Raw genomic sequence first — 24,258 nt, 5'->3', positions numbered from 1 at the left:
GGCCCCATGACCCTCCCACCCGTCGAGCTGCACTGGCCCCTCACCACGGAGCGCCTCACCATCCGCCCCGCGACGGCGGCGGATCTCCCGCTCGTCTTCGCCTACCGGCGGCTCGGCGTCGTCTCCGAGTGGCTCCCGACACGTCCGACGGACCAGGAGGCGTTCGTCGAACGGCTCCGCCGGCCCGAGCGGCTGGCCGTCACGTACGTGCTCGAACTCGACGGCGTCCTGATCGGTGACCTGTACCTCGCCGTCGAGGACGCGGCGGCCCAGCTGGAGGTCGCCGCGCAGGCGACCGCCACGACGGCGGAGATCGGCTGGGTGCTCGACCCCGCATACACGGGACGGGGGTTCGCCACGGAGGCCGCGGCGGAACTGCTCCGGCTCTGTTTCGAGGACCTCGGCGTGCGGCGGGTCGTGGCGCAGTGCTTCGCGGACAACACGCCGTCCTGGCACCTCATGGAGAGGCTGGGCATGCGCCGCGAGTCCAGCACGCGGGCGGCGACCCTCCACCGCTCGGGGCGGTGGCTGGACGGGCTGGCCTACGGCATCCTCGCCGGCGAATGGCGCGGGCGGGCCGGCGCCACCCAGGACGCGGGCGCGCCGCGGACGATCGTGCCGTCGGCCGACCGCTCGCCGACGAGTGCCAGGCCCGACGGGCCCGGTTCGTACGCGTAGGTGTCGCCCCTGCGGAGCAGCGGCAGCTCGTACTGCCCGGGTGCGGGGCTGCCGGTCCCGGCCTCCCGGACAGGACGGCAGAGCGAGATGGTGCCGTCCTGGTAGGTCAGGCCCACGACCGTCGTGGCGCGGCCGGCGGGATCGGTGACGGCGAAGTAGCCGTTCGCGCGGCCCGGCAGCACGGCCGGTCTCGCGGGCAGTTCTCCGGTCCGGTTGGCGAAGGCCACGGCCTCGCACACACTGAGGGGGCGGTCCTGCACCTCGGCGGCCTTCCCGAGTGGGGGCGGGCCGTCCCCGCGGGGTGCCAGGTTCGCGGCGACGACCAGGAGCGCCACGACGCCGGCCGCGAGACAGGCCGTACGGCGACGGCGCGCCCGCTCGGCGTCGGCGTCCGCGGTGTCCGTGGCTGCTGTGACGCCGGTGTCCGTGGAGCCGGGACCATCGGGGGCGCCGGGGACGCAGCGCGCACCGGGGGTACTGCGCGCACCGGGGGCACCCTGGGGACTGCCCGACGCCTCGTGGTCCCCGAGATCGACGACGACCGACCGGCGGTCGGCGGCACGACGCCCCGCCGTCCCGGGCGCGCGGTCAGGTCGCATCCGTCGGGGTGAACCTCTCCGTCACCAGGAACTCGTGGCCGCACCGCACGAGTTCCTCGAGGACGCCGAGGTCCACGGAAGCGAGGGTCGTGACGTACAGGCATCCGGCGCCGCGACGATGCCGGCCGAGGCGTGGCAGCAGCAGTTCGGCCTCGGGGGCCGCGAGCAGCCCGTAGAGGGCCTGCGCGGACGCTCGCGGGGAGAAGCCGACGGCCAGGGCGTCACCCTCGTGGCCCGAGGCGTACCGGTAGTGGTACTGCCCGAAGCCGATCATCGACGGCCCCCACATCACCGCGGGTTCACCCGTCACCCGGCCCATCAGGGCGAGCAGCGCCTCGGCGTCGCTGCGGCGCGTCGGATGCGTCACGGTGCCGATGAAGGCCGCGGGGTCGTGCTCCGTGGGCTGTGTGCGGAGTCCGGCCATCACCGACCGCCTTTCCCGGCGCACGTCCGGCCCCGTCCCCTCACTGTAGGGCGGAATCCGGCGGCCCAGAAGTGTCGGTGCGGTTCGATACGCTCGGGGGACTGCCGCACCGTCGAAGGGTCGTATGCTCCAGGCCAGCAAGCTCCTCCAGATCAGCCGGATCTACGTGGAACCGGCCGCCGCCGAGCTCCCCCGCGGCCAGGAGATCATCGCGCGATGGCCCGACGCGGACGTCGTCGAGGTCGCCAGCCACTGGCGGATCCCCGAACTCAGCGGCCACGAGGCGAATGTGCGCCGCTGGGTCCGCATCAAGACCGAGGCGCTGGTCATCGGCGTGAAGAAGAGCCTCACCGCCAAACCCAACGGCCGGTCCGCGGACTTCATCGCCCCGTCCACCGCGAACGGCTGCGCCATGGCCTGCGCGTACTGCTACGTCCCCCGCCACAAGGGCTACAGCAACCCCATCACGGTCTTCGCGAACATCGACCAGATCAGCGGCTACCTCGAGCGCCACGTGACCCGCCAGGGCATCAAACTCGAACCCAACCAGTGCGACGAGCACGCGTGGGTGTACGACATCGGGGAGAACAGCGACTGCTCCGTGGACGCGCTCGTCAGCGACAACGTCCGGGACCTCGTGGACCTCTACCGCGACCTGCCCACCGCGAAGCTCTCCTTCGCGACCAAGTACGTGAACCGGGACATGCTCGCGTGGGACCCGCAGGAACGCACGCGCGTGCGCTTCTCCCTCATGCCCGAGCGGCTCGCCAGGGTCGTGGACGTGCGGACCACCCCGGTCGGCGAGCGGATCGCGGCGATCAACGACTTCGTGGAGGCCGGCTACGAGGTGCACGTCAACTTCTCACCCGTGATCATCACGCCGGGCTGGCAGGAGGACTGGCGTGAGCTCTTCCGCCGGCTCGACGCCGCCCTGTCCCCGGCGGCGAAGCAGCAGCTCGCGGCCGAGGTCATCTTCCTGACCCACAACCAGCAGCTGCACGAGGTCAACCTGGGGTGGCACCCCCAGGCCGAGGAGATCCTGTGGCGGCCGGACCTCCAGGAGACCAAGCGCTCCCAGAACGGCTTCACGAACGTGCGCTACATCGCCTACGACAAGCGCGGCTACCTCGACGAGTTCCTCCGCATCGCCGCCTCGGAGCTGCCCTACTGCCGGATCCGCTATGCGTTCTAGGGGCGTGTCACGGCCGCCGTCGACCTCGCGCGGTGCGACGACCGGGCGGCGCCCATGAGGGCCGACGGCCGGGACCCGGAACGGCACCTCGCACCCGACCTGCCGCGTCCCGTCATCATGGACCAGTTCTGGGGGGACGCGGTGTTCCTGCACTGGCGCGTGGACGCCCGTGCGGTCGCCGCCTACATGCCGCCGGGCGTGGTGCCGGACGAGGTGGACGGCTCCTCGTGGGTCGGCCTGATCGGCTTCCGGATGGTGGGAGCCGGGCTGGGCAGGGGCCTTCCCGTGCCCTACGTCGGATCCTTCACCGAGATCAACGTGCGCCTCTACTCGCGCGGTCCGGACGGCACCCGAGGCGTCGTCTTCGTGACCCTCGACGCCTCCCGCCTCGCCGTCGTGCTGGCCGCACGGGCCGGCGGCATCCCGTACGTCTGGTCGAGGTGCGTACCGCTGGCGCGCGGCGAGGGCGCACGGCGTGACTACGGGTACGCCGTCGAACGGTACGGGCACCAGGCCACCTCCCGCTTCGCCGTGCGCCCGGCGACCGGGGTGACGGCGGAGGACACGCTGTCGCTGGAGCTCACGGCCCGCTTCGGGCTGCACAGCACGTTCGGACGCCGCACCCTCTACATCCCCAACACACACAGTCCGTGGCCGCTCCGGCCCGCCACGCTGACGGAGCTCGACGACGGGCTGCTGGCCGCGGCGGGTATCCACGTCGAGGGTCCACCCGAGTCCGTCCTGTTCTCGCCGGGGGTGCAGACGCAGTTCGGGCGGCCCCGCGTGGTCCACCGCTCCTGACCTCGACGCCGGGGCCGATCGCCTCCTGGCGGCCGGGGCCACCTCATCGGGCGCCGGGGTGACGGGGACCTCCGGTGGGTCACGCTCGCCGACCCCCGGGGCGCCGAGTCCGACGGAGCCGGACACGCTTCCGCCCCTGCTGGGGGCTCCGCAGACGCCCGAGGACCGCGGTTGTCCGCAATCGGGGCTAGATTCGCACCCATGACGATCGCGAGATTCCCCACCACTGTCCTGGACTGCCCCGACCCGGCCGTGCTCGCGGCCTTCTACGGCGAGATGCTGGGCTGGACCAGCGACGTGGAGGACGACTGGGCGGAGATCCGGGCCGACAACGGCCAGAGCCTGTGCTTCCAGAAGGTGGAGCACTACACGGCGCCGGAGTGGCCGTCCGGCGAGAGGCCCCAGCAGGCGCACCTCGACCTGATGGTGGACGATCTCGACGAGGCCGAGGCAGCCGTGATCGCCCTCGGCGCCGTCAAGCACGAATATCAGCCCGGCACCACGTTCCGCGTCTTCCTCGACCCCGCACGCCACCCGTTCTGCCTCTGCATCAGCTGAGCCCCGCAGCCCTGCCGAGCGGCAGGCGGGAACCGGGGCGGGTCAGACGGGTCAGACGGGTCAGGCCAGCGTGATGCCCGACGGGCGGATGCTGAGGGACTCGATGGTCGATTCCGGGGTGGCGTCGACGGCGAGCCGGACGGCCTTGGCCACCTGACCGGGCTGGATCCACGCCCCGGGCCGGTAGTCCCTGCCCTCCCAGGCGTGCAGTTCCTCCTGCATGTCCGTGGCGACCCGGCCGGGATGGATGGAGCTCACCCGCACACCGTTCGGACGCTCCTCGTCCCGCAGGGCGTCCGTGAAGGCGCGCAGGGCGAACTTCGTGCCGCTGTACACGGCCGACCCAGCACCCGAGGTGAAGCCCGACCCGCTGTTGATGGTGATCACCTGGCCGTGGGCGACGCGCAGGGCCGGCAGGAGAGCGCGCGTCAGCGCCGCGACCGCGAAGACGTTGACCTCGAAGCTCTCACGCCAGGCGTCGTCGGACAGCTCCGCCACGGACCCCATGCGCAGGACCCCCGCGGAGTGGACCAGGACGTCGACCCGCGGGATCCCGGCGACGGCGGCCGCCACCTGGCCGGCATCGCGCAGCTCCGCCGCGAACGGTTCCGCGGACGGGAACGACGACGACAGCTCCGCCAGGGCGGTCAGGTCCCGGCCGCCGAGGAGCAGGTGGTGCGTGGAGGCGAGCTCGTCGGCGATGGCACGGCCGATGCCGCGGGACGCGCCGGTGATGAGGGCGACGGGGTTCGAGGACATGCAGCAACCCTAGCAACGCCGACCGGAGGCACCGCGCCGGTGGCGGCGCGCCCGCCCGCCACGGCGCGGGAGCCGTCATGGACGTGCGCCCGTTGACTTTTGTGCTCGGCATCACTCATGATCACCAGACAACAAATGTTGACTGGGGGGCAACTCAAGAGATGAGAGGGCTCCATGCCTGACGAGAATCTGACGGACGACGACGTCCTCGAGGCGGCGACCGCCCTGGTCGCGGCCTTCCGCGCCACGGACACGCGCGCCTATTTCGACTCCTTCGCCGAGGACGCGACCTTCGTGTTCCACACGGAGCAGCGCCGGCTGGACAACAGGGCCGACTACGAGCGGCTCTGGGACGGCTGGATCGCCGACGGCTGGCGGGTGACCGAGTGCAACAGCAGCAACCCGCGGGTCCAGCTCCTCGGTGACACGGCCGTGTTCACCCACGACGTCCGGACCACCACCGCGCTGGACGGCGCCTCCGACACGACCCGCGAGCGCGAGACGATCGTGTTCCGCCGCTCCGGCACCGCCCTGAAGGCCGTCCACGAGCACCTCAGCCCCGTCCCCGCCGAAGCCCCGGAAGGGAACACGCCATGACCTCCACCACCTCCGGCTCGGCCTTCCGGCGCCTGGCGAACCGCCTCGACACGAACTCCGACGGGTACGGCCCCCTCCGGGGGACCCTCGGAACCGCGCGCATGGGGATGATCTGGCTGGCCGCGAACCTGGTCGTCACGACGCTGCTGACCGGCACGCTGTTCGTCCCCGGCATCGACTGGGGCCTCGCCATCGGCATGATCGTCCTGGGAACGCTGATCGGCGGGTCCGTCCTCGTGCTGGTCGGCAACATGGGCACCCGGACCGGGCTCCCCACGATGTCCCTCACCAAGGGGTCCTTCGGGCTCCGCGGATCCTTCCTCCCGGTCGCCGCGAACGTGGTGACCCTGATGGGGTGGAGCTGGGTGCAGGCGATGCTCGCGGGCGTCACCGTGAACTTCCTCGTGGAGCAGGCCACCGGCTTCTCGAGCCCCGTCCTCTTCTCCGTCCTGTGCCAGCTGCTCGTCGTCTGCCTGGCCATCTTCGGCCACGCGGGGATCGCGCGCGTGGAACCGTGGCTCGCCCTCGTGATCCTCGCGTTCATGGCGTACATCTTCACCACCGCGTTCCTCGCCCACGGTCCCGCCGACTTCTCGGCCATCCCGCAGGACGTCGCAGCCGGCTGGAGCCCCGTCGCCGCCCTCGACGTCGTCATCGCGACCGCGATCTCCTGGACCGTCCTGTCGGCCGAGTTCAACCGCCTCGCCCGCACGCAGGCGGCAGGGATGATCGGATCCGGCATCGGATACACGCTGTCCACCGTGCTCGCCATGACCCTGGGCGCCACCGCCATCGGCTACGTGGTGCTCGAGGGCGGGGAAGCCGTGCCGTTCGATCCCACCGTGATCGTCGCAGCCTTCGGGGCGCCGCTCGCCGTCGTGATCTTCCTGTCCGTCATGGCCACCAACACCATGGTGGTCTACGGCATGGTGGCCTCCGTGGTGAACATGGTGCCCTCACGGCGCGTCACGTTCCTGCCGACGGCGATCGTCCTCGGGGCGGTCTCGATCCTCGGCTCCACCTGGCTGGCCCTCCTCGACCGGTTCACGGCCTTCCTCACGGTCATCGGCGCCATGTTCATCCCGGTGTTCGCCATCATGATCGTGGACTACTACCTCGTGCGCTCCCGCCACTACGGCAGGGACATCCTGCAGGGCCGGGGCGGCCAGTACTGGTACACCGGCGGCGTCAACGTGGCGGCCGTCCTGGTGTGGCTCATCGGCGCCGGCGCATCCCTGCTCCTGACCTACGTGATGCCCAGCCCGATCGGTGCCACCATCCCCACCTTCGTGCTCTCCGCCCTGCTGTACCTCGGCTGGGCGGCGGCGACCCGGCGGATCGACCGGACGCGGCGCCCGCACGTCCACCTCCTGGACCTCCCCGACACGCGGAGGGCCCATGCGGATCACTGATCTCTCCCAGCCGATCCGCACGGGGATGCAGGTGTACCCCGGCGATCCGGAGGTCACCGTGACCACGGTGGCGACCGTCGCCCACGACGGCTACCAGGTGGCGTCCCTCCATGCCGGGTCGCACACCGGCACGCACCTCGACGCACCCCTCCACTCCATCCTCGGGGGCGATTCGGTGGACGGCATCGACCTCGCGCGGCTCGTGGGCGCGGCGCGGATCGTGCAGTGCGGATCCCCGGACCCGCACGCGGTGATCAGCTGGGAGGCGGTCGCCGATCAGCTGCAGGATCTGGCCGGGATCGCCATGGTGCTGTTCCGGACCGGCTGGTCCGAGCACTTCGGCTCGCCCCGCTACCTCGAACATCCGGTCCTCGCGGTGGAGGTGGCCGAAGCGCTGCTGGCGGCCGGGATCACGGTGGTGGGCGTCGACACGCTCAACCCCGACTCCACCCTGCGGAACGGCGGCAACCTGCCGTTCCACACCGCGTTCCTCGGGGCGGGCGGGGTCATCGTCGAGAATCTCACGAACCTCGCCGCGGTGGACTGGGAACGCCCGCTGGTCTCGGTGCTCCCGCTGGCCCTCGCCGGCGCGGACGGAGCGCCCGTCCGCGCCGTGGCGATCGACCAGCGCGGCGGCTCGTTCTAGCGCGTCCAGTGCCGGCCGCGCCCGATGCTCGCGTGATCGGTGCGGGCAGCCGGACGCCCGCGCTCCGGGAAGGGGGCGCGGGCGTCGGGAGGGCCGGGATCAGTCGGTGCTGGAGAGCGTCGCGATCTCCTCGGCCGAGAGCTCGAGCTCCGAGGCGCGGGCGGAGTCCTGGATGCTCTCGGGGCGCGAGGCGCCGGGGATGGGGATCACGGTCGGGGCCAGGGCGAGCTCCCAGGCCAGGCAGACCTGCTGTGGGCTGACACCGTGGTTGTCCGCGATCTCCTGGAACGGTGTGAACTGCTCCCCGAGGCCACCGGCCTTCTTGATGCCGCCGAGAGGGCTCCAGGGCAGGAAGGCGATACCGTTCTCGCCGCAGTACCTCAGCTCGTCCTCGCTCGAGCGGAAGGCGGGGGAGAACTGGTTCTGCACGGAGACCAGCCGGCCGCCGAGGATCTCGTTCGCCTTCCTGATCTGGTGCACCGTGGCGTTGGAGATGCCCGCCATCCGGATCACACCCTCGTCCAGCAGTTCCTTGAGGGCGCCGATGGAGTCCTCGTAGGGGACCTCGGGATCCGGGCGGTGGTACTGGTAGAGGTCGATGGCGTCCCCGCCGAGCCGCTTCAGCGACGCCCTGGCCGCCTCCTTGAGGTAGTCCGGATTTCCGTTCAGCGTCCACGAGCCGTCGCCGGGGCGCAGGTGCCCGCCCTTGGTGGCGACGAGGATGCCGGAGCTGTCCGCACCGTAGCTCGCCAGGGCCTTCGCGATGAGCGACTCGTTGTGGCCCACCTCGTCGGCGTCCCGGTGGTAGGCGTCCGCCGTGTCGATCAGGGTGACGCCGGCATCGAGCGCGGCGTGGATGGTGCGGATGGAGCGGTCCTCGTCGGGGCGCCCCTCGATGGACATGGGCATCCCGCCCAGGCCGAGGGCGCTGACCGGGGTACCGCCGAGTGTGCGTTGTTGCATTGTCGTTCTCCTTCGGATAGACGTGCCGCCCACATGGTAAGCATGCTTCCGATTCGCCCGCGAACGGCCTGCGGCCCTAGTCCAGCGTGAAGAGCCTCCGGACCACGCGGCCCTCCGCCAGCGCGTCGAGGCTCTCGTTCAGGTCGGCGAGCGGGCGCGTGTCGGTGTGGAGCAGGTCGACGGGCAGGCGCCCCTGCCGCCAGAGGTCGAGGTACGCGGGGATGTCCCGCTCGGGGACGGCGTCGCCCATGTAGGAGCCGAGCAGCCGGCGCCCCAGGCCGGCGAACTGGAGCGCCTGCGTGGTCAGCTGCTGGTCCGGGTGCGGGAGGCCGACCGACACCAGCGCGCCGCCGCGGGCGAGGAGCTGCAGGCCTGCCTCCATGACCCGCGTGCTGCCCACGGCCTCGATCACGACGTCGGCCCCGCCGTCCGTCGCATCCTGGACCAGCGCGGCGGCGTCCTCCGGCGCGCCCGCGTGCTGCGCGCCGCAGCGCCGGCCCAGCTCCTGCTTCGAGGGCAGGGGGTCGACGGCGATCACGGTGGTGCCGGGCACCTGTGCTGCGGCCATCACCGCCATCAGCCCCACCGCGCCCAGGCCGAACACGACGACGGACTGTCCTTCCTGCACCGCCGCGGTGTTCAGTACCGCCCCGATCCCGGTCAGGGCGGCACAGCCGAACAGGGCGGCGATGTCGAACGGTACGTCGTCGTCGATCACCACCACCGACTCCCGGGCCACGACCGCGTAGTCCGCGAAGGCGGAGACACCGAGGTGGTGGTTGATGCGCTCGCCGCCGGTGGTCCCGAGGACGGCGGGCCCGTGCAGGAGGTCGCCGCTGCCGTTCGACTCCGCGCCGCGGTAGCAGAGCGCGGGGCGGCCCGCCGAGCACGCACGGCAGGAGCCGCACGCAGGGACGAACACGAGGACCACGTGATCGCCGACCCGGACGCCCTCTACGGCGTCGCCCACCCGTTCGACGACGCCCGCGGCCTCGTGTCCGAGGGCCATCGGCAGCGGGCGGATCCGGGAGCCGTTGATGACGGACAGGTCCGAGTGGCAGAGGCTGGCCCGGGCGATCCCCACGAGCACCTCGCCCGCCCGCGGCTCGGGGACGGGAACCGTCTCCAGGGAGAGGGGGGTGCTTCCTGCGTAGGGAGCGGGCAGTTCGGCGGTGCGGAGCACCGCGGCGCGCATCATCGGGCTCATGGCTTCCCTTCATCACTGTGGTGCGGGTGGCGCCAGTCTAGGGGCGCGCAGGGGCGGCAGGGCACAATGGAGGACGCGCATCATGGACCTGGGCCGGCACACGATCCGAGGAGACCTGCAGCATGGAAGTACCGCTCTACGTCTGGACCGCCACGGTGATCGGTATCGCGGGCCTGCTGCTGTTCGACTTCTTCTTCCACGTCCGCAAGGCGCACACGCCGACCCTCCGCGAGTCGGCCGTCTGGTCCTCGATCTACGTGGGCATCGCGCTCCTGTTCGGCGTCGGTGTGCTGGTCTTCGGGGGCCCCACCATGGGGACCGAGTACTTCGCCGGCTACGTCACGGAGAAGGCCCTGTCCGTCGACAACCTGTTCGTGTTCCTCATCATCATGTCGAGCTTCAAGGTACCGCGCGCGGACCAGCAGAAGGTGCTGCTCTTCGGCATCGTCTTCTCGCTCATCGCCCGGACCGGCTTCATCTTCCTCGGCGCGGCGCTGATCAACAGCTTCGCGTGGGTGTTCTACATCTTCGGCCTGATCCTGCTGATCACCGCCGGCCACCTGCTCAAGCCCGGGCACGACGACGAGGGCGAGAGCCTCATCATCCGGCTCGCCAAGCGGTTTCTCCCGGCGTCCGAGCACTACGACGGCGACAAGCTGTTCACCGTCGTGGACGGCAAGCGCGTCCTGACGCCCATGCTGCTGGTCATGGTGGCGATCGGCGCCACCGACATCCTGTTCGCCCTCGATTCCATCCCGGCGATCTTCGGCCTGACGCAGAACACGTTCATCGTGTTCACGGCGACGGCCTTCTCCCTGATGGGCCTGCGGCAGCTGTTCTTCCTCATCGACGGGCTGCTGGACCGCCTCATCTACCTCTCCTACGGCCTGGCCGTGATCCTCGGGTTCATCGGTGTGAAGCTCATCCTGCATGCGCTGCACGAGAACAACCTGCCGTTCATCAACGACGGCGAGCACGTGAAGGTCGTGGAGATCAGCACGGGGCTCTCGCTCACGGTGATCCTCGGGGTGCTGGTCGTGACCGTCCTGGCGTCCGTCCTCAGCCCCAAGGGCAAGGCGAAGAACGCGATCTCCGGCGCGAAACGCCACGCGGCCGAGTACCTCGACCTCACCTACGAGACGGACATCGCCGAGCGCGAGAAGATCTTCGCCAGGCTGTGCGCCGAGGAGGAGGACCTCAAGAGGCTCCCCGAGAAGTACAAGCGCCTGATCCGCGACGAGACGGTGTTCATGGAGATGATCCGCAGGGCGCACGCCGAGCACGACGCCGCACTCGAGCGGGAACCGGGCCGGTAGGGCTACTGGCGGTTGCGCGACACGGCGCGGCCGACGACGCGGCTGTCGAGGATCTCACCGAGCAGTTCGACGGGTGCGCCGGGCGGCAGGGGGATGCCCGGCCGGCCGGTCAGGGCGCTGACGTCGAGTCCGGCCAGGAAGCGGGAGCCGAAGGTGGCTGCCGTGTGGGGTGCCACCAGGTCCGGCACCAGGTCCGGCACCAGATCCGGCACCAGGTCCGGCACCGGGAGCCGGGACGACACGTCCACGTCGTCCTCCGCGTGCAGCAGGAGGGCGCTGGTGTCCGCCGTCGGGCGCCAGGAGTAGGGGGCGCGGCAGAGCGTCGCCTCCTCGAGGGGGAGGACGTCGTCGATGAGTTCGTTGACGGCCTGCGACACGAGATCGGCGTCCTCGGTATCGAGCGTGGACAGGCCGTGGAGGTACGCGTCGAACTCGAAGTAGTGGCTGGGGCCGCCCATCGCGCAGTAGTGCATCCAGGTCTCGTACACGGACAGTCCGGCGAAGTCCATCGCCGTCAGGGTGTCGTCGTTCTGCATGCCATCAACTCCTCGTCGCGGCCCACCTGAGCCTGCACCGATACTCCCAAGCGCAGTTCAACTGAACCGGTTGCCCCGGCTCAGTTTTGACGCAATGTCCCCGCCGTACCTCAAGCCCGTCCGGGGAAACCGGGGAAACCGGGGAAACCGGCGGGGCCGACACATCCGGGCCGGCGGCCGCACCGAATCCCGGTCAGTACTGGCGCCGACGAGGGCGGTTTCGCAGTGAAGGCAATTCCCCAGCAGTGGTTGACCCGGCAGGTCCTCGTCGAGGCGGGCGTGGATCCGTTCGAGGTGTGGGTCGTCTACGTGGGCCTCGGCGGGACCGGCGAAGGCCTCCTGGTGGACGGCTACCTGAACGGCCTGTTCCCCGCCCGGCGTGCCGACCGCGACCTGGTCTCGCGCGCCGTGAACCTCCTCGTCGAGGAGCGGCAGGGATCCCCGGGCCGGTCGCCCCAGCGCGGTGATCCGCTCTGGCAGGGTGCGGGGGCCTTCGGGTCCTACCGGGAGTCGGAGGTGCTCCCGGCGGACCTGATCCGCCCCCTCGTCGGCGCGGCCAGGGCGGAGGCCCTGCGCGGTCGAATCGCTCGAGCGGGCCGGGTTCCTGCGCGGTGCCAACGCGGTGCAACTCGATGCCATCACCGCCGAGGCGGCGCGCCGCTTCCCGGGGTGCGCCTCCACGCTCGCCCTCGTCGCGCGGCGGGACCAGGTCGTCACCTCGGCTGCCGGAACGATGGGACAGGCCGACCCGCGTGATGCGTACTTCTGCCTCCAGACCATCGACGGCCCCGGGCCGTTCATCGTCACCGACGCGCTGCACGACCCCCGGGTGTCATCGGATCCCCTGGTGGCCGGCGCTCCCCACGTCCGTTTCTATGCGGGGTATCCCGTGCTCGGGCCGGGTGGCTGGCGCATCGGCGCCCTGTGCGTCGTCGCGGTCCGGCCCCGCGGGTTCTCCATGGCGGATGCCCGGTCCCTGCGGGTCCTCGCGGCGTCCGTCCAGGGACTGGCCGGCGTCCGGGCGGGTCCGGACACGGCCGTCAGTGGATGAGCTTCAGCCCGATGACGCCGCCGACGATCATGAGCAGGAACACGATTTTCAGCAGCGAGGCGGGCTCGGTGCCGGTGGCCATCGCATAGATGACGGTGAGGGCCGCGCCGATCCCCACCCAGACGGCGTAGGCCGTCCCGACGGGCAGGGTCCGCATGGCGTAGGCGAGGCCGGCCATGCTCGCGATGATGGCGACGCCGAACACGATCGTGGGCGCGAGTCTGCTGAAGCCTTCGGACTTGCCGAGGGCCGTGGCCCAGACGGCTTCGAGGACTCCGGAGACGACGAGGATGATCCAGGCCATGATTCTCTCCCTGGGCCGTCTTGTCGCACACCGGGTACGGCACCCATCGTCCGGGAGGCGGCAGGTCCCCGCCCCACCGTCCATGGTGTCACGGAACGGCGCCGGGTCCGTCCGGCGCCGCTCCGCGGACCGGGCGTCACCCGGTGGTGACCCGGCCCCGCTCCACGCTCCAGCGCCTGTCGAGGCGCACGTTCTCCAGCAGCCGGCGGTCGTGTGTGACGAGCAGCAGGGTCCCCGTGTAGGACTCGAGGGCGTCCTCGAGCTGCTCGATCGCCGGCAGGTCGAGATGGTTGGTCGGCTCGTCGAGGACGAGGAGGTTCACGCCGCGCGCCTGCAGCAGGGCCAGCCCCGCGCGCGTCCGTTCCCCGGGGGAGAGGGCGCCGACGAGGGAGCGCACCTGGTCCGCCTTGAGCCCGAACTTGGCGAGCAGGGTCCGCACCTCGCCCTGCGACAGCTCCGGCACGAGCGCCTCGAAGGCCGTACCGAGGGGGAGGGCGTCGTCGAGCTGCCCGCGTGCCTGGTCGATCTCGCCGACCGCGACGCTCGGGCCGAGCGCGGCGATACCGTCGTCGGGCTGCTGGTGGCCGAGCAGGAGGCGCAGCAGCGTCGACTTCCCCGCACCGTTGGGGCCCGTGATCCCGATGCGCTCACCGGCGGTGACCTGCAGCGAGACCGGCCCGAGCGTGAAACCGCCCTGGGTGGCCGAGGCGTTGTTCAGGGTGGCGACGACGGAGCTCGACCGCGGTGCCGCACCGATGGTGAACTGCAGCTGCCATTCCTTGCGCGGCTCCTCGACCTCGTCCAGCCGCGCGATGCGCGACTCCATCTGGCGGACCTTCTGGGCCTGCTTCTCGGACGACTCCATGCTGGCCTTGCGGCGGATCTTGTCGTTGTCCGGGCTCTTCTTCATCGCGTTGCGGACGCCCTGGGAGCTCCACTCCCGCTGCGTCCGCGCCCGCCCCACGAGGTCCTGCTTCTTCTCCGCGTACTCCTCGTACGCCTCGCGCGCATGGCGCCGCGCGACGGCCCGCTCCTCGAGGAAGGCGTCGTAGCCGCCGTCGTACACCGCCACCCTGTTCTGTGCGAGATCGAGTTCGACGACGGTGGTGACGCAGCGGGCGAGGAACTCGCGGTCGTGGGACACGAGGACGACGCCGCCGCGCAGGTTCTGGATGAACGACTCCAGGCGTTCGAGGCCGGCGAGGTCCAGGTCGTTGGTCGGTTCGTCGAGGAGCACGACGTCGAAGCGGCTGAGCAGCAGGGCGGCCAGGGCCACCCGGGCGAGCTGGCCCCCCGAGAGCGCCGTGGTGGGGGACGCGGGGTCCACGCCCCCGGCGACATCCGCCAGCACGGACGGCATGCGGTCCTCGAGGTCCACGGCACCGGATGCCATCCAGTGGTCGAGGGCCACCGCGTAGGCGTCGTCGGCGCCCTTCGTCCCGCTGCCCAGGGCCGCCGCCGCGTCCTCCATGGCGGTCGTCGCCGTCGTCGTGCCGGTGCGGCGCCCGATGTAGGCGGCCACCGTCTCGCCGTCGAGGCGCTCGTGCTCCTGCGGCAGCCACCCCACGAAGGCGCCGGGCGGCGTGGTGCGGACGGTGCCGGCGATCGGAGTGTCCGCCCCCGCGAGGAGCCGCAGGAGCGTCGTCTTGCCCGCGCCGTTGGCGCCCACGACGCCGACGACGTCCCCGGGTGCGACGGTGAGGTCGAGTTTCGAGAAGAGGGTGCGGTGGGCGTGGCCCCCGGACAGGTCCTTCGCCACGAGGGTTGCAGTCATCCCTCCAGTCTAGGAGGGCAGGGAACGCCCCGGGTCAGGCGGCCACGTGCCAGATGCTGTAGTCGTCGAGGTGGAGGAGGGCGCGGTGCCCGGCCAGGTCGTCGCGGATCCACACGACACCGAGACCGGGCGCGGTGTCCTCGACGCACCCGCGGTAGTGCACCTCGTTCTTCCGTCGGGCCTCGACGACGGTTCCGGTGCTGAGCGCACCGAGGTCGAGGACGCGGGCGGTACCGGGGGCGGCGATGGCGGTCATGGGTGCTCCTTGGTGGTCCAGGGTGCGCCCGCTGAGACTGGCGGGCGGCTTCCTCCATGATTCGGGAGCGGTGTTGCCGGGATATTTCGGGAAGGTTATCTTTCGGCGATCAGGGCCCTTGCGCCGCCCGGTATGGCGGTTCGGGAGTGCGCAGCCTGCTGATCGTTGCTTAGGCTACTCGAATGGCCCATCCCACACCGCCGGACACCTCGTACCTGCAATCCATCGACGAGAGGACGCAGAGGCTCCTCGCCGATGCGGTGCCGGCCCCGTCGCCGTTCGACGGAGCGCCGTCCGCGTTGGCCGACGACGTCGAACGCGGCGTGGAGGCCGTCGCGGAGCGACTCCGACACGTGGTGCAGCAGTTGCACGCCCATCCCGAGACAGCGTTCGAGGAGCACGACAGTGCCATGCTCCTGCACCAGGAACTCACGCGGCACGGCATCGACGCCCGCCTCGGCGTGCACGGGGTGGAGACGTCGGTGCGCGCGGAGGCGGGGGACGCGGCAGCGGGCCCGACCATCGCGGTCCTCGCCGAGTACGACGCCCTCCCAGGCATCGGTCATGCCTGCGGACACAATGTCATCGCGGCGGCCGGCCTCGGCGCGTTCCTCGCCCTGGCAGCGGTGGCCGACCGGCTGCCCGGCCGCGTCGTGTTCCTCGGGACCCCGGCCGAGGAAGGGCATTCGGGCAAGGAGGTCCTGGCCCGCAACGGAGCGTTCGACGACGTCGACGCCGCGATCATGGTGCACCCCTACGGCTACGACCTCGCCGACCAGGTGTGGCTCGGGCGGAGGCTGCTCACGATCACCTTCACCGGGGTCGAGGCGCACGCATCCGCCCAGCCGTTCATGGGCCGGAACGCGCTCGACGCCGCCAACCTCGCCTACCAGGGCATCGGCCTGCTCCGCCAGCAGCTGCCGCCGTCGGACCGGGTCCACACGAACATCACCGAGGGCGGTCAGAGCCCCAACATCATCCCCGGCCGCGCCGTGATGAAGCTCTACGCCCGCTCCCAGCAGCCGGCGACCCTGAAGGACCTGAGCGCACGCCTCGAGGACGTCGCCCGCGGAGCCGCCCTGATGACCGGGACGGGCGTGGAGCTGCAGTGGGACGAGCACCCGCCGTCGCTGCCCATCCGCACCAACGGCGCGCTGACCGGCCGCTGGGTCGCGGCGCAGCAGCGGCGGGGCCGCTCCCCGCTCCCGCTCGGCGTGGTCTCGGAGACCCTCGCGGCGTCGACCGACTTCGGGAATGTGAGCTACCGCGTGCCGGGCATCCACCCCCTGATCCGCATCGCGGAACCGTCCACGGCGCTGCACACCCGCGGATTCGCCGAGGCCGCCAGGAGCGCCGCCGCCGAGCAGGGAGCACTGGACGGCGCCGTCGGCCTGGCGCTCACCGCGCTCGACTATCTCGCCGACACGTCCCTGCAGGCGGCCGTACACGAGGAGTTCGAGCGGCAGGGCGGCGCGATCGACGTGCCGGCCTACTTCTCCTGACCCACCCTGCCGGCCCCACCCGGGCGCCCGGTGCCTGCCGTACCGGCAGCCGGACCACCCGCAGCTTCCGCAGCACCGACCGCCAAGGAGAACGCATGTCGACCACTGCAGCACCCCGCCCGGGACTGACGGACCGGTTCCTCACGGGCGTGGAGAGGGTGGGCAACAAACTGCCCGACCCGTTCATGCTCTTCCTGATCCTGTTCGCGATCACGGCCGTCGTCACCACCGGCATGGCGCTCGGCAACGTCACCGTGCAGGTGCCCGGCGCCGAGGAGGCGACGGTCATCAAGGGCCTCTTCACGGGCGAGGGCCTGACCTGGCTGACGGAGAACATCGGCGCCAACTATCTCGGGTTCCCGCCGCTCGCCACGGTGCTGCCCATCCTGCTCGCGGTCGGTGTGGCCGAGAAGTCCGGCCTGCTCGGGGCCCTGATCCGCCGTGTCTTCGGCTCGGCCCCGCGCTGGGCGCTGCCCTACGCCGTGGGCTTCGTCGGCGTCGTCGGCTCCGTCATGTCCGACTCCGCCTTCGTCATCATCCCGCCGCTCGCGGCCCTCGTGTTCAAGGCGGCCGGGCGGCATCCCGTGGCCGGGCTGCTCGGCGGCTTCGCGGCCGCCGGGGCCGGCTACTCCACCAACCTGCTCGTCACGAGCCTCGACGCTTTGTTCGCCGGCATCACGACGGCGGTCACGGAGAACCTGCCCAACGCCGGCTCACCCGTCACGCCGCTCTCGAACTACTACTTCAACATCGCGTCCTCGCTCGTGCTGATCGTTATCGCGGGGTTCATCATCGACAGGGTGCTCGAGCCCCGGCTCGCCCGGCAGAACGTGCCCGTCGACGAGGTGGTGGAGGACGGCGAGCACGCCGCCGCACCCGTGGTCCTGAAGGCCGAGCTGGAGCCGCAGGAGGCGCGCGGCCTGCGGTGGGCGGTGATCGTGGGCGTCGTCGTGGCGCTGGTGATCCTGGTGGCCGTGCTCCTGCCGGACTCGCCCTGGCGGAACGAGACGGGCGGCTTCCTACCGCGCTCGCCGCTGCTGAGCTCGATCGTCTTCATCGTCTTCCTGCTCTTCACGATCCCGGGGCTCGTGTACGGGCGGGTCGTCGGCACCATCACCACGGGACGCGACGTGCCCCGTGTCATGGGCGAGGCGATCAAGGACATGGCCGGCTTCCTGGTCCTCGCGTTCATCCTCGGCCAGTTCATCGCGCTGTTCAACTGGTCCGGGATCGGTTCCTGGATCGCCGTCGCGGGCGCCGGGGCGTTGGAGAGCATCGGGCTGACCGGGTACCCGGCAGTCCTCGCGTTCATCCTGCTGGCATCCGTGCTGAACCTGTTCATCATCTCGGGATCCTCGATGTGGACGCTCATGGCCTCGGTCTTCGTGCCGCTGTTCGCGCTGCTCGGCTACGAGCCGGCCTTCATCCAGGGTGCGTTCCGGGTCGGTGACTCGGCCACCCAGGTCATCACGCCCCTGAACCCCTACATGATCGTGCTGCTGACCATGCTGCGGAAGTACGAGCCCGACGCCGGCCTCGGCACGCTGATGGCACGGATGCTCCCGTTCGTGGTGCCGTTCTGGCTCGCCTGGGTCGCCATCCTGACGGTGTTCTTCTATCTCGACCTGCCCCTGGGCCCGGGCAACGGCATCTTCATCGGCCAGTAGCCGGCCGGACCCGACCTCCGGTCAGCGGACGACGTCGTACACGGCCAGCGAGATGCCGTTCGGGTACACGGCGTTCTCCACGAGATCCAGCCGCGTCCGGGCCGCCTGCGGCGCATCGTCGAACAGTCGTTTGCCGGATCCGAGCAGCACCGGGAAGACGAGCAGGTGGTACCGGTCCACGAGGCCCGCCGCGGCGAGGTTCCTCGCCAGGGTGCCGCTGCCCTGCAGGAGGATGGCTCCGCCGTCCTCCTGCTTGAGCCGGGCGACGTCGTCGAGGGACCGCAGGACCGTGGTGTTGTTCCAGCCGGGGTCGGTGAGGGTGCTGGAGACGACGTACTTCGGCATGGCGTTGTACTCGGCGAACTCGTCCATGGTGGGCCAGACGGGCGCGAACTCGTCGTAGCTCACGCGTCCGAGCAGCATGGCGGTGGCCTGCTCCTGCTCACGGCCCTTGATCTCGTACGCCGCCTCGTCGAACTCGATGTCCTTGAAGGTCCAGCCGGCATGCGGGTGGTCGCCGCCGCCCGGCGAGTCGATGACGCCGTCGAGCGAGATGAATTCGGTGACGATCAGTGTGCGCATGGCTCTCCCGGGTGCAGATGGCGGACGGTCCTGCCCCGGCACGGGTGCGTGCCGGGGGTCCTCGGATCGAACTGTAGACGGCGCCCGGCGGTGGAACTCATCGGACACACCCGGAGCGGGGTGGGGTTACTTGGCGGCGTCCTTGGAGACGATCTCGACGTAGAAGACCAGGGTGCCCGAGGGCTGGCCCTGCCCGGCGTTGGGGTACGCCCACGGCTCGGGGATCACCAGCATCACCTTGGAACCGACCTTCTGCCCGGCCAGGCCCTTCGTCCAGCCCGTGATCACCCCGTTCAGCGGGAAACTCGCCGGCTCCCCCCGATCGAAGCTGGAATCGAACTTCTGCCCATCGGCGTACGTCCACCCCGTGTAGTTCGCGGTGATCGTATCGCTCTCGGCGATCTCCTCCCCGTCGCCCTCCTCCAGGACCTTCACGACGAGATCCTCGGACGGGTCGTTGTCCGGGATCGTGACCTCCGGGGCGCCCTTGTCATCGAACGCGAACGTCGGCAGGCGGCCCTCCTCGTCCAGGCCCTTGACGTCCTCGGGCGAGAGGACCTCCGGCTCCGGCGGCGGCTGCTCGGCCGAGATCACCTTCAGCACCAGGACCTGCTCCGGGGTCTCCGGGGCACCCTCCGCCGCCGGCGGGGCGGGCGCGACGAACGCGACCTGCGCCCCGACCTTCGTACCGGTCAGGACCTCGAACAATTCGGGGAACTCGCTCTTGAACGCATCATCCAGGGGCAGCACCTGCGGCTGGCCCTGACTGTAGGTGTCACCGAGCACCGACCCGTCCTCGGCGTTCAGGGCCACCAACTGCACCCGGATCTGCTGACCCTCCTGGATCTGCTCACCCTCACCCTCGGCGACCGTCTTCGCCGCCGCGGCACTGGTATCCAGGGGAGACTCGAACTCCACCGTCGGCGCCTCCTCATCCGACCCCCCGGACACCGTCACCGAATCGAACACCCCCGCCGCCCCCGCCGACCGGCCGGCGGAAGCCGAGTAGATCTCCTTGGTCAGGCTCTCCGTCGTCAACCCGCCACAGGCGGTGAGCCCCAGCATCAGGGGAAGAATGATCGCAACTGCTTTTCGCACGGGAACTACTCTCGCTTCGCTGTCAGGTTCAGGCCGCCCGCCGGACAACGGACCCGTACAAGCCTACGGGGCCGGACACCGAGTTCCCTGTGAACGTCCTGTGAGGGCGGTCGGCGCCCCTCCTCCCCGGCGGCCCACCGGCGCGGCTCCCGGCCCGCCTCAGCAGGCCGCCCCGGAATAGGTGCCCGGGCGCACGGGTTATGCCGCCAGACCCATCCTCTTCGTCGGAAGGACCCCCGTGACCACGGTCTACGCCCTGCACGAGAACCCGGAATGGTTCCCGCCCTTCGCCCGCGCCTTCGAGGCCGAAGGCGTCGAGGTGGTCGAATGGCTGCTCACGGACGGGGTGCTGGACCTCGATTCGACGCCGCCGGAAGGTATCTTCTGGTCACGGATCAGCGCCTCCGCCCACACCCGGGACCACGCCCTGTCGAAGGACTACGCGCGGTCCGTGCTGTCCTGGCTCGAGGCCCACGGGCGCCGGACGGTCAACGGCCGGCGGGTGCTCGAACTCGAGATGAGCAAGGTGGACCAGCTCACCGCACTGAAGGCAGCCGGGATCGAGACCCCCCGCACGGTGGCCGCCGTCGGACGGGACCGGATCCTCGAGGCCGCCGAGGGTTTCGAGGCGCCGTTCATCCTCAAGCACAACCAGGGCGGCAAGGGCCTGGGGGTGCGGAAGTTCGACTCGCACGAGGAACTGGCCGACTACGTGGGCTCGCCGGAGTTCGAGGAGCCGCAGGACGGCATCACCCTGGTGCAGGACTTCATCCAGGCCGCCGAGCCCTTCATCACCCGGGCCGAGATAGTGGGTGGAAAGTTCGTCTACGCCATCAAGGCCGACACCGCACGCGGCGGCTTCCAGCTGTGCCCCGCCGACGCCTGCGCGATCGATCCCGAGACCGGCCGGCCCATCATGCCGCCCGGCGCCACGATCGCCCCCGAGCCCGACCAGCAGCTCTTCAGTCTCCGCGAGGGGTTCGACCACCCCGTGATCGCGCAGTTCGAGGAATTCGCACGGCGCAACGCCCTGGAGGTGTGCGGCATCGAGTTCATCGAGACGGCGGACGGCCGGGTGCTGACCTACGACGTCAACACGAACACCAACTACAACGCCGCCGTCGAGGCCGTGGCCCCGACGTCCGCACCGCGGGAGCTCGTACGCTACCTGGCGTCCCTCGCCTGAGCGCACCCTGCCCGATACCGCCCCGACGACCGGGTGCGGGCGGCGGAATCCGCTCGAACGAGCCCTGCCGCCTGCGGTAGCGTGCTCGTACAGACCCGGCCGTCCCAGCAGGGGCGGCGTCCAGACGCCCGGAAGGATGCAGCCGATGTCCCGCTTCACCAAGGACGGCAAGGTCAAGGCGGAGACGCTGCCGAGCACGCTGCAGCGCTCCGACGGGAAGGCCCAGGACACGTTCGCCGCGACCCTCGACTCCGCCGAGGAGCAGTACGGCGGCGACGGCGAGCGCGCCCGCCGCACGGCGTTCGCCTCCCTCAAGCACGGCTTCGAGAAGGTGGGGGACCACTGGGAGCCCAAGGAGGCCAAGGGCCCCTCGGACGAGCAGGCGGCCGGGGACCGGGCGGACGCCCGGCCGACGGCCGGCGGCGCGGACGCCAACTCCTCGAAGCAGCACCTCTACGACCTCGCGAAGAAGCTCGACGTCCCGGGCCGCTCGCGCATGTCCAAGGCAGAGCTCGTGACGGAGCTCCAGAAGGCCAACGACCGGGAGACGCGGAAGGCGCGGGAGGCACGGTAGGTGCGGCGGGCGCACCGATTACGCAACAAAACCATTTCCTAATCCGGAGACCCTTAGGCTAGCCTTACTTCTACTCACGCGGAGACCTCGAGCGAGGCCACGCACGCCCCATAGAAGCCAAGGAGCCTCATGGCCCCCTCACGCCTGCGCGGCCTGATCGCCGCAGCCGCCGTCGCCGTCCTCTCGCTGTCCGCCTGCTCCACCGGTCCCGCCGACGGCGGCACCTCGGCCACCGGTGGCAGCAGCGCCACGGCGGATGCCGGCGCGTTCCCCGTCACGATCGAGCACGCGTTCGGCGAGACCACCCTCACCGAGAAGCCCGAGCGCGTGGCCACGGTGTCCTGGGTGAACGCGGATGTGTCGCTCGCCCTCGGCGTCGTCCCCGTGGGCATGCCGGCGGACACCTACGGCGGCAACGAGAACCAGTCCACCCCCTGGAAGGATGCGAAGCTCGAGGAGCTCGGTGCCGCCATCGGGACCGAGAACGCCCCCGCGCAGTACTCCGAGGCCGACGGCATCGCCTTCGACGACATCGCCGCGACCGACCCCGACGTCATCCTCGCCGCCTACTCGGGGCTCTCCCAAGGAGGACTACGACACCCTGAGCAAGATCGCACCGGTCGTCGCCTACCCCGAGGTCGCCTACGGCACCGGCTGGCAGGACTCCACGCGCATGATCGGCACGGCCCTCGGCCTCGCCGACGACGCCGAGCAGCTGGTGGCCCGGACGGAGCAGACCATCGAGGACGCCGCCGCCGAGTACCCGCAGCTCGAGGGCAAGACCTTCATCTACGGCACCCTCGCGCCGGGCAGCGCCGAGGGTGTCAGCGTCTACACGGCGGAGGACAACCGCCCGCGGTTCCTGACGCAGCTCGGCATGGTCCAGGCCGACGTGATCACCGAGAACACGAAGGACTCCGAGGAGTTCTTCATCCCGTGGTCCTCCGAGCGCGCCGACGAGCTCGACTCCGACATCTTCGTCACCTGGGTGCCGGACGAGGCCACCAAGGAAGCCATCGCGAGCGACCCGCTGCTCGGCCAGATCCCGGCCGTCCGGCGCGGGGCGCTCGTGGCGGACAGCGACAACACCCTCACCCTCTCCATCTCGGCCGCCAACCCGCTGAGCCTCGTCTGGGCCCTCGACCGCTTCCTGCCGATGCTCGGCGAGGCCGCGGACAAGGCCTGACGCCGGATCCGATTGCCCTCCGGTCGTATCTGGGCTGGAATGGGAGGCGGACCGACATCTCGTCCTACGAAGGGAACCCGATGGCACAGTCGGAAATCAGCAAGCTCCAGGCGGCGACGGCCTGGGACAGCAACGGCAAGAAGCTCGGCGACGTGAACGACGTGCACCTCGAGAAGGAGTCCGGTATCCCGGCGTGGATCACCGTCTCCCTCGGGCTGCTGAACTCGCGCAAGCACTACGTGCCCCTCGCGAACTCCCACTTCGAGGGCGACGACCTCCACCTCGCGTGGACGAAGAGCCAGATCTCGGATGCCCCGAGCGCGGCCAGCAGCATCGAGCTCTCCGCCGCGGAGGAATCGGCCCTGATCGACTACTACAGGCTCCGGGACGGCGCCGACGCGTCCTAGAACGCCGACAGGAGTGACGGAAGCCCCCGACCGCTGATGCGGTCGGGGGCTTCCGTCGTTGCCGCACCGGCTAGAACAGGTCGATGATGCCCACGATGTAGCCGACGAAGTAGAGCAGGAACAGCAGCACCACGATGCCGATGACGACGAGCCAGAGTCCCTGGCGGCCCTTCGACGGTGTCTCCTCGTCCGCATGCCCCTGCTGCTGCCACGCCGTGCTGGCTTCCGCGGGCGGCGTCTCGCCCGGCGGCACCCCACCACCCGGCTCCAGGCCGGTGATGTTGTTCTCGACAGGGTCGGGGTTTCCCGCGTTCGAGGGATCAGGGCGTTCACTCATGCTGGCCTCCGCTGGTTGGCTCGGTGATTCCTTGCCACCCTACCCCGCACATCATAAGTATGCTTATCAAGCGTCGTGGCGGGCCGCCGGTTGCGGAACTACTGGCCGAGCCCTGCGGTGCTGCCTCCGGTCGGATCGAACCGCTGCCCGGCAGCGCTGTGCTCGGCGGCGCCGTCATCGACCGCCTCCTCGCAGGCCCCCTGCGTGGCGGGTGCCGGCGGCAGCGTGCCCTGCTCCCGGGGTGTCCAGGACATCGTGATGCTCACGCCGTGCTCCGTGTCCTCCACGAAGAGGTGGAGGTCCTCACCGATCAGCGCCTCGTGGTGCACGGGATCCCCGGCCTCCCGCGCCATGTCCGCGAGGCGGCAGATGGCGACCGCCATGGCGCGCCCCCAGTCCTGCGGGTGCCTGCTCGTCGATTCTTCCGTCGCGCTGAATTTCCTGTCGGTCATCGCCGTCGTCTCCCTGAGAGGTGGTGGGGAAGTGGTGGGGAAGTGGTGGGGAATGAGAGACCTGCCCTTGGGGTGACAGCCACTGTAGCAGCGCGGTCCGTGGGGTCGACAGGTGTGCTCCGAGTGCTCCTTCCGGTGGATGCCGCGCCTCCGGCGGTCCTGCGCCTCCGGCTGTCCTGCACCGCGCACTGCGC

General features: G+C 70.6%; 26 protein-coding genes, 1 pseudogene and 1 riboswitch. Of the genes and pseudogenes, 15 read left to right on the top strand and 12 right to left on the bottom strand.

The annotated features are described in order from the left end of the window. The first annotated feature begins 6 nt into the window (after positions 1 to 6). A complete protein-coding gene (locus tag QFZ50_RS13685; RefSeq protein WP_307085038.1) occupies positions 7 to 678 on the top strand; it encodes a GNAT family N-acetyltransferase in 672 nt (223 codons plus the stop codon). Between the two features lie 588 nt (positions 679 to 1,266). Here the strand turns inward: QFZ50_RS13685 and QFZ50_RS13680 are convergent. Further along, positions 1,267 to 1,701, bottom strand: coding sequence for a DUF1801 domain-containing protein (locus QFZ50_RS13680; protein WP_307085036.1), 435 nt, complete (start codon positions 1,699 to 1,701; stop codon positions 1,267 to 1,269). A gap of 124 nt (positions 1,702 to 1,825) precedes the next feature. Between QFZ50_RS13680 and QFZ50_RS13675 the strand changes: the two genes are divergently transcribed. The 3 genes from QFZ50_RS13675 (at position 1,826) to QFZ50_RS13665 (ending at position 4,252) form a co-directional block, all read left to right on the top strand. Beyond that, positions 1,826 to 2,893 (top strand): spore photoproduct lyase family protein, encoded by a 1,068-nt coding sequence (locus tag QFZ50_RS13675; protein WP_307085035.1) that lies wholly within the window; start codon positions 1,826 to 1,828, stop codon positions 2,891 to 2,893. 54 nt (positions 2,894 to 2,947) lie between these two features. Further along, the gene (locus QFZ50_RS13670; RefSeq protein WP_307085033.1) at positions 2,948 to 3,694 is read left to right on the top strand and encodes a YqjF family protein; all 747 of its coding nucleotides are present in this window, start codon (positions 2,948 to 2,950) and stop codon (positions 3,692 to 3,694) included. A 201-nt stretch (positions 3,695 to 3,895) separates the two neighbouring features. After that, the gene (locus QFZ50_RS13665; RefSeq protein ID WP_307085031.1) at positions 3,896 to 4,252 is read left to right on the top strand and encodes a VOC family protein; all 357 of its coding nucleotides are present in this window, start codon (positions 3,896 to 3,898) and stop codon (positions 4,250 to 4,252) included. Between the two features lie 60 nt (positions 4,253 to 4,312). On the opposite strand, the gene QFZ50_RS13660 is transcribed toward QFZ50_RS13665, so the two are convergent. Continuing rightward, a complete protein-coding gene (locus tag QFZ50_RS13660; protein ID WP_307085029.1) occupies positions 4,313 to 5,011 on the bottom strand; it encodes an SDR family oxidoreductase in 699 nt (232 codons plus the stop codon). 174 nt (positions 5,012 to 5,185) lie between these two features. Between QFZ50_RS13660 and QFZ50_RS13655 the strand changes: the two genes are divergently transcribed. Genes QFZ50_RS13655 through QFZ50_RS13645 form a run of 3 tightly spaced genes read left to right on the top strand, consistent with a single transcriptional unit; the run spans position 5,186 to position 7,666 of the window. Continuing rightward, entirely contained in the window at positions 5,186 to 5,608 is a 423-nt protein-coding gene (locus QFZ50_RS13655) for a nuclear transport factor 2 family protein (RefSeq protein WP_307085027.1), read from the top strand. Beyond that, positions 5,605 to 7,020, top strand: coding sequence for a purine-cytosine permease family protein (locus tag QFZ50_RS13650; RefSeq protein ID WP_307085025.1), 1,416 nt, complete (start codon positions 5,605 to 5,607; stop codon positions 7,018 to 7,020). Before QFZ50_RS13655 ends, QFZ50_RS13650 begins: the two co-directional genes overlap by 4 nt. Further along, on the top strand, positions 7,007 to 7,666 hold the full coding sequence (locus QFZ50_RS13645; RefSeq protein WP_307085021.1) for a cyclase family protein: 660 nt from the start codon (positions 7,007 to 7,009) through the stop codon (positions 7,664 to 7,666). Before QFZ50_RS13650 ends, QFZ50_RS13645 begins: the two co-directional genes overlap by 14 nt. Before the next feature lie 99 nt (positions 7,667 to 7,765). Here QFZ50_RS13645 and QFZ50_RS13640 read toward each other — a convergent pair whose 3' ends face one another. Together QFZ50_RS13640 and QFZ50_RS13635 are read right to left on the bottom strand one after the other, a co-directional pair. After that, entirely contained in the window at positions 7,766 to 8,629 is an 864-nt protein-coding gene (locus QFZ50_RS13640) for an aldo/keto reductase (protein WP_307085019.1), read from the bottom strand. A 76-nt stretch (positions 8,630 to 8,705) separates the two neighbouring features. Beyond that, the gene (locus QFZ50_RS13635; protein ID WP_307086822.1) at positions 8,706 to 9,824 is read right to left on the bottom strand and encodes an alcohol dehydrogenase catalytic domain-containing protein; all 1,119 of its coding nucleotides are present in this window, start codon (positions 9,822 to 9,824) and stop codon (positions 8,706 to 8,708) included. Between the two features lie 134 nt (positions 9,825 to 9,958). Between QFZ50_RS13635 and QFZ50_RS13630 the strand changes: the two genes are divergently transcribed. After that, on the top strand, positions 9,959 to 11,152 hold the full coding sequence (locus QFZ50_RS13630; RefSeq protein ID WP_307085018.1) for a TerC family protein: 1,194 nt from the start codon (positions 9,959 to 9,961) through the stop codon (positions 11,150 to 11,152). Between the two features lie 2 nt (positions 11,153 to 11,154). Here QFZ50_RS13630 and QFZ50_RS13625 read toward each other — a convergent pair whose 3' ends face one another. Next, positions 11,155 to 11,688 (bottom strand): hypothetical protein, encoded by a 534-nt coding sequence (locus QFZ50_RS13625; RefSeq protein ID WP_307085016.1) that lies wholly within the window; start codon positions 11,686 to 11,688, stop codon positions 11,155 to 11,157. A gap of 622 nt (positions 11,689 to 12,310) precedes the next feature. Here QFZ50_RS13625 and QFZ50_RS13620 point away from each other — a divergent pair. Further along, positions 12,311 to 12,739: a GAF domain-containing protein gene (locus tag QFZ50_RS13620; RefSeq protein WP_307085015.1), complete on the top strand. Its 429-nt coding sequence runs from the start codon at positions 12,311 to 12,313 to the stop codon at positions 12,737 to 12,739. Here the strand turns inward: QFZ50_RS13620 and QFZ50_RS13615 are convergent. From QFZ50_RS13615 to QFZ50_RS13605, 3 genes are all read right to left on the bottom strand, one after another. Further along, positions 12,729 to 13,043, bottom strand: coding sequence for a DMT family transporter (locus QFZ50_RS13615; RefSeq protein ID WP_307085014.1), 315 nt, complete (start codon positions 13,041 to 13,043; stop codon positions 12,729 to 12,731). The two genes, QFZ50_RS13620 and QFZ50_RS13615, sit on opposite strands and share 11 nt — an antisense overlap. A gap of 9 nt (positions 13,044 to 13,052) precedes the next feature. After that, positions 13,053 to 13,121, bottom strand: a riboswitch (guanidine-III (ykkC-III) riboswitch). A 58-nt stretch (positions 13,122 to 13,179) separates the two neighbouring features. Continuing rightward, positions 13,180 to 14,817: an ABC-F family ATP-binding cassette domain-containing protein gene (locus tag QFZ50_RS13610; RefSeq protein ID WP_307085012.1), complete on the bottom strand. Its 1,638-nt coding sequence runs from the start codon at positions 14,815 to 14,817 to the stop codon at positions 13,180 to 13,182. A 34-nt stretch (positions 14,818 to 14,851) separates the two neighbouring features. Continuing rightward, positions 14,852 to 15,073 (bottom strand): hypothetical protein, encoded by a 222-nt coding sequence (locus QFZ50_RS13605; RefSeq protein ID WP_307085010.1) that lies wholly within the window; start codon positions 15,071 to 15,073, stop codon positions 14,852 to 14,854. Between the two features lie 182 nt (positions 15,074 to 15,255). On the opposite strand from QFZ50_RS13605, the gene QFZ50_RS13600 reads away from it, so the two are divergent. Beyond that, positions 15,256 to 16,575 (top strand): M20 family metallopeptidase, encoded by a 1,320-nt coding sequence (locus tag QFZ50_RS13600; RefSeq protein ID WP_307085008.1) that lies wholly within the window; start codon positions 15,256 to 15,258, stop codon positions 16,573 to 16,575. A gap of 95 nt (positions 16,576 to 16,670) precedes the next feature. After that, on the top strand, positions 16,671 to 18,242 hold the full coding sequence (locus QFZ50_RS13595) for an AbgT family transporter (RefSeq protein WP_307085006.1): 1,572 nt from the start codon (positions 16,671 to 16,673) through the stop codon (positions 18,240 to 18,242). Positions 18,243 to 18,263: 21 nt separating this feature from the next. On the opposite strand, the gene QFZ50_RS13590 is transcribed toward QFZ50_RS13595, so the two are convergent. Both QFZ50_RS13590 and QFZ50_RS13585 read right to left on the bottom strand, forming a co-directional pair. Further along, entirely contained in the window at positions 18,264 to 18,824 is a 561-nt protein-coding gene (locus QFZ50_RS13590; protein ID WP_307085004.1) for a dihydrofolate reductase family protein, read from the bottom strand. A gap of 126 nt (positions 18,825 to 18,950) precedes the next feature. Then, a complete protein-coding gene (locus QFZ50_RS13585) occupies positions 18,951 to 19,922 on the bottom strand; it encodes an FKBP-type peptidyl-prolyl cis-trans isomerase (RefSeq protein WP_307085002.1) in 972 nt (323 codons plus the stop codon). A 238-nt stretch (positions 19,923 to 20,160) separates the two neighbouring features. On the opposite strand from QFZ50_RS13585, the gene QFZ50_RS13580 reads away from it, so the two are divergent. From QFZ50_RS13580 to QFZ50_RS13565, 4 genes and pseudogenes are all read left to right on the top strand, one after another. After that, positions 20,161 to 21,108: an ATP-grasp domain-containing protein gene (locus tag QFZ50_RS13580; protein WP_307085000.1), complete on the top strand. Its 948-nt coding sequence runs from the start codon at positions 20,161 to 20,163 to the stop codon at positions 21,106 to 21,108. A 145-nt stretch (positions 21,109 to 21,253) separates the two neighbouring features. Further along, the gene (locus QFZ50_RS13575) at positions 21,254 to 21,682 is read left to right on the top strand and encodes a ChaB family protein (RefSeq protein WP_307084998.1); all 429 of its coding nucleotides are present in this window, start codon (positions 21,254 to 21,256) and stop codon (positions 21,680 to 21,682) included. 129 nt (positions 21,683 to 21,811) lie between these two features. Beyond that, positions 21,812 to 22,868 (top strand): annotated as a pseudogene (locus tag QFZ50_RS13570) (iron-siderophore ABC transporter substrate-binding protein). Positions 22,869 to 22,948: 80 nt separating this feature from the next. Next, positions 22,949 to 23,275 carry a PRC-barrel domain-containing protein gene (locus QFZ50_RS13565; RefSeq protein ID WP_307084997.1) on the top strand — a complete coding sequence of 109 codons (327 nt, stop codon included), beginning with the start codon at positions 22,949 to 22,951 and terminating at the stop codon, positions 23,273 to 23,275. A gap of 70 nt (positions 23,276 to 23,345) precedes the next feature. Here QFZ50_RS13565 and QFZ50_RS13560 read toward each other — a convergent pair whose 3' ends face one another. Both QFZ50_RS13560 and QFZ50_RS13555 read right to left on the bottom strand, forming a co-directional pair. Further along, positions 23,346 to 23,612, bottom strand: coding sequence for a DUF6480 family protein (locus QFZ50_RS13560; protein WP_307084995.1), 267 nt, complete (start codon positions 23,610 to 23,612; stop codon positions 23,346 to 23,348). A gap of 98 nt (positions 23,613 to 23,710) precedes the next feature. After that, positions 23,711 to 24,064: a hypothetical protein gene (locus QFZ50_RS13555; protein ID WP_307084994.1), complete on the bottom strand. Its 354-nt coding sequence runs from the start codon at positions 24,062 to 24,064 to the stop codon at positions 23,711 to 23,713. Positions 24,065 to 24,258: the final 194 nt, after the last annotated feature.

Origin of the sequence: Arthrobacter agilis, assembly GCF_030816075.1 — a bacterium.
Lineage (GTDB): Bacteria > Actinomycetota > Actinomycetes > Actinomycetales > Micrococcaceae > Arthrobacter_D > Arthrobacter_D agilis_E.
Note: the sequence above shows the minus strand (reverse complement) of the source record. Positions and strands in the feature narration are given on the sequence as shown.

What these genes read in the sequence shown, in the direction of transcription:
- QFZ50_RS13685 (WP_307085038.1), top strand. Translation starts at nt 7, where the DNA reads ATGACCCTCCCACCCGTCGAGCTGCACTGGCCCCTCACCACGGAGCGC.
- QFZ50_RS13680 (WP_307085036.1), bottom strand. Translation starts at nt 1,701, where the DNA reads ATGGCCGGACTCCGCACACAGCCCACGGAGCACGACCCCGCGGCCTTC.
- QFZ50_RS13675 (WP_307085035.1), top strand. Translation starts at nt 1,826, where the DNA reads ATGCTCCAGGCCAGCAAGCTCCTCCAGATCAGCCGGATCTACGTGGAA.
- QFZ50_RS13670 (WP_307085033.1), top strand. Translation starts at nt 2,948, where the DNA reads ATGAGGGCCGACGGCCGGGACCCGGAACGGCACCTCGCACCCGACCTG.
- QFZ50_RS13665 (WP_307085031.1), top strand. Translation starts at nt 3,896, where the DNA reads ATGACGATCGCGAGATTCCCCACCACTGTCCTGGACTGCCCCGACCCG.
- QFZ50_RS13660 (WP_307085029.1), bottom strand. Translation starts at nt 5,011, where the DNA reads ATGTCCTCGAACCCCGTCGCCCTCATCACCGGCGCGTCCCGCGGCATC.
- QFZ50_RS13655 (WP_307085027.1), top strand. Translation starts at nt 5,186, where the DNA reads ATGCCTGACGAGAATCTGACGGACGACGACGTCCTCGAGGCGGCGACC.
- QFZ50_RS13650 (WP_307085025.1), top strand. Translation starts at nt 5,605, where the DNA reads ATGACCTCCACCACCTCCGGCTCGGCCTTCCGGCGCCTGGCGAACCGC.
- QFZ50_RS13645 (WP_307085021.1), top strand. Translation starts at nt 7,007, where the DNA reads ATGCGGATCACTGATCTCTCCCAGCCGATCCGCACGGGGATGCAGGTG.
- QFZ50_RS13640 (WP_307085019.1), bottom strand. Translation starts at nt 8,629, where the DNA reads ATGCAACAACGCACACTCGGCGGTACCCCGGTCAGCGCCCTCGGCCTG.
- QFZ50_RS13635 (WP_307086822.1), bottom strand. Translation starts at nt 9,824, where the DNA reads ATGCGCGCCGCGGTGCTCCGCACCGCCGAACTGCCCGCTCCCTACGCA.
- QFZ50_RS13630 (WP_307085018.1), top strand. Translation starts at nt 9,959, where the DNA reads ATGGAAGTACCGCTCTACGTCTGGACCGCCACGGTGATCGGTATCGCG.
- QFZ50_RS13625 (WP_307085016.1), bottom strand. Translation starts at nt 11,688, where the DNA reads ATGCAGAACGACGACACCCTGACGGCGATGGACTTCGCCGGACTGTCC.
- QFZ50_RS13615 (WP_307085014.1), bottom strand. Translation starts at nt 13,043, where the DNA reads ATGGCCTGGATCATCCTCGTCGTCTCCGGAGTCCTCGAAGCCGTCTGG.
- QFZ50_RS13610 (WP_307085012.1), bottom strand. Translation starts at nt 14,817, where the DNA reads ATGACTGCAACCCTCGTGGCGAAGGACCTGTCCGGGGGCCACGCCCAC.
- QFZ50_RS13605 (WP_307085010.1), bottom strand. Translation starts at nt 15,073, where the DNA reads ATGACCGCCATCGCCGCCCCCGGTACCGCCCGCGTCCTCGACCTCGGT.
- QFZ50_RS13600 (WP_307085008.1), top strand. Translation starts at nt 15,256, where the DNA reads ATGGCCCATCCCACACCGCCGGACACCTCGTACCTGCAATCCATCGAC.
- QFZ50_RS13595 (WP_307085006.1), top strand. Translation starts at nt 16,671, where the DNA reads ATGTCGACCACTGCAGCACCCCGCCCGGGACTGACGGACCGGTTCCTC.
- QFZ50_RS13590 (WP_307085004.1), bottom strand. Translation starts at nt 18,824, where the DNA reads ATGCGCACACTGATCGTCACCGAATTCATCTCGCTCGACGGCGTCATC.
- QFZ50_RS13575 (WP_307084998.1), top strand. Translation starts at nt 21,254, where the DNA reads ATGTCCCGCTTCACCAAGGACGGCAAGGTCAAGGCGGAGACGCTGCCG.
- QFZ50_RS13565 (WP_307084997.1), top strand. Translation starts at nt 22,949, where the DNA reads ATGGCACAGTCGGAAATCAGCAAGCTCCAGGCGGCGACGGCCTGGGAC.
- QFZ50_RS13560 (WP_307084995.1), bottom strand. Translation starts at nt 23,612, where the DNA reads ATGAGTGAACGCCCTGATCCCTCGAACGCGGGAAACCCCGACCCTGTC.
- QFZ50_RS13555 (WP_307084994.1), bottom strand. Translation starts at nt 24,064, where the DNA reads ATGACCGACAGGAAATTCAGCGCGACGGAAGAATCGACGAGCAGGCAC.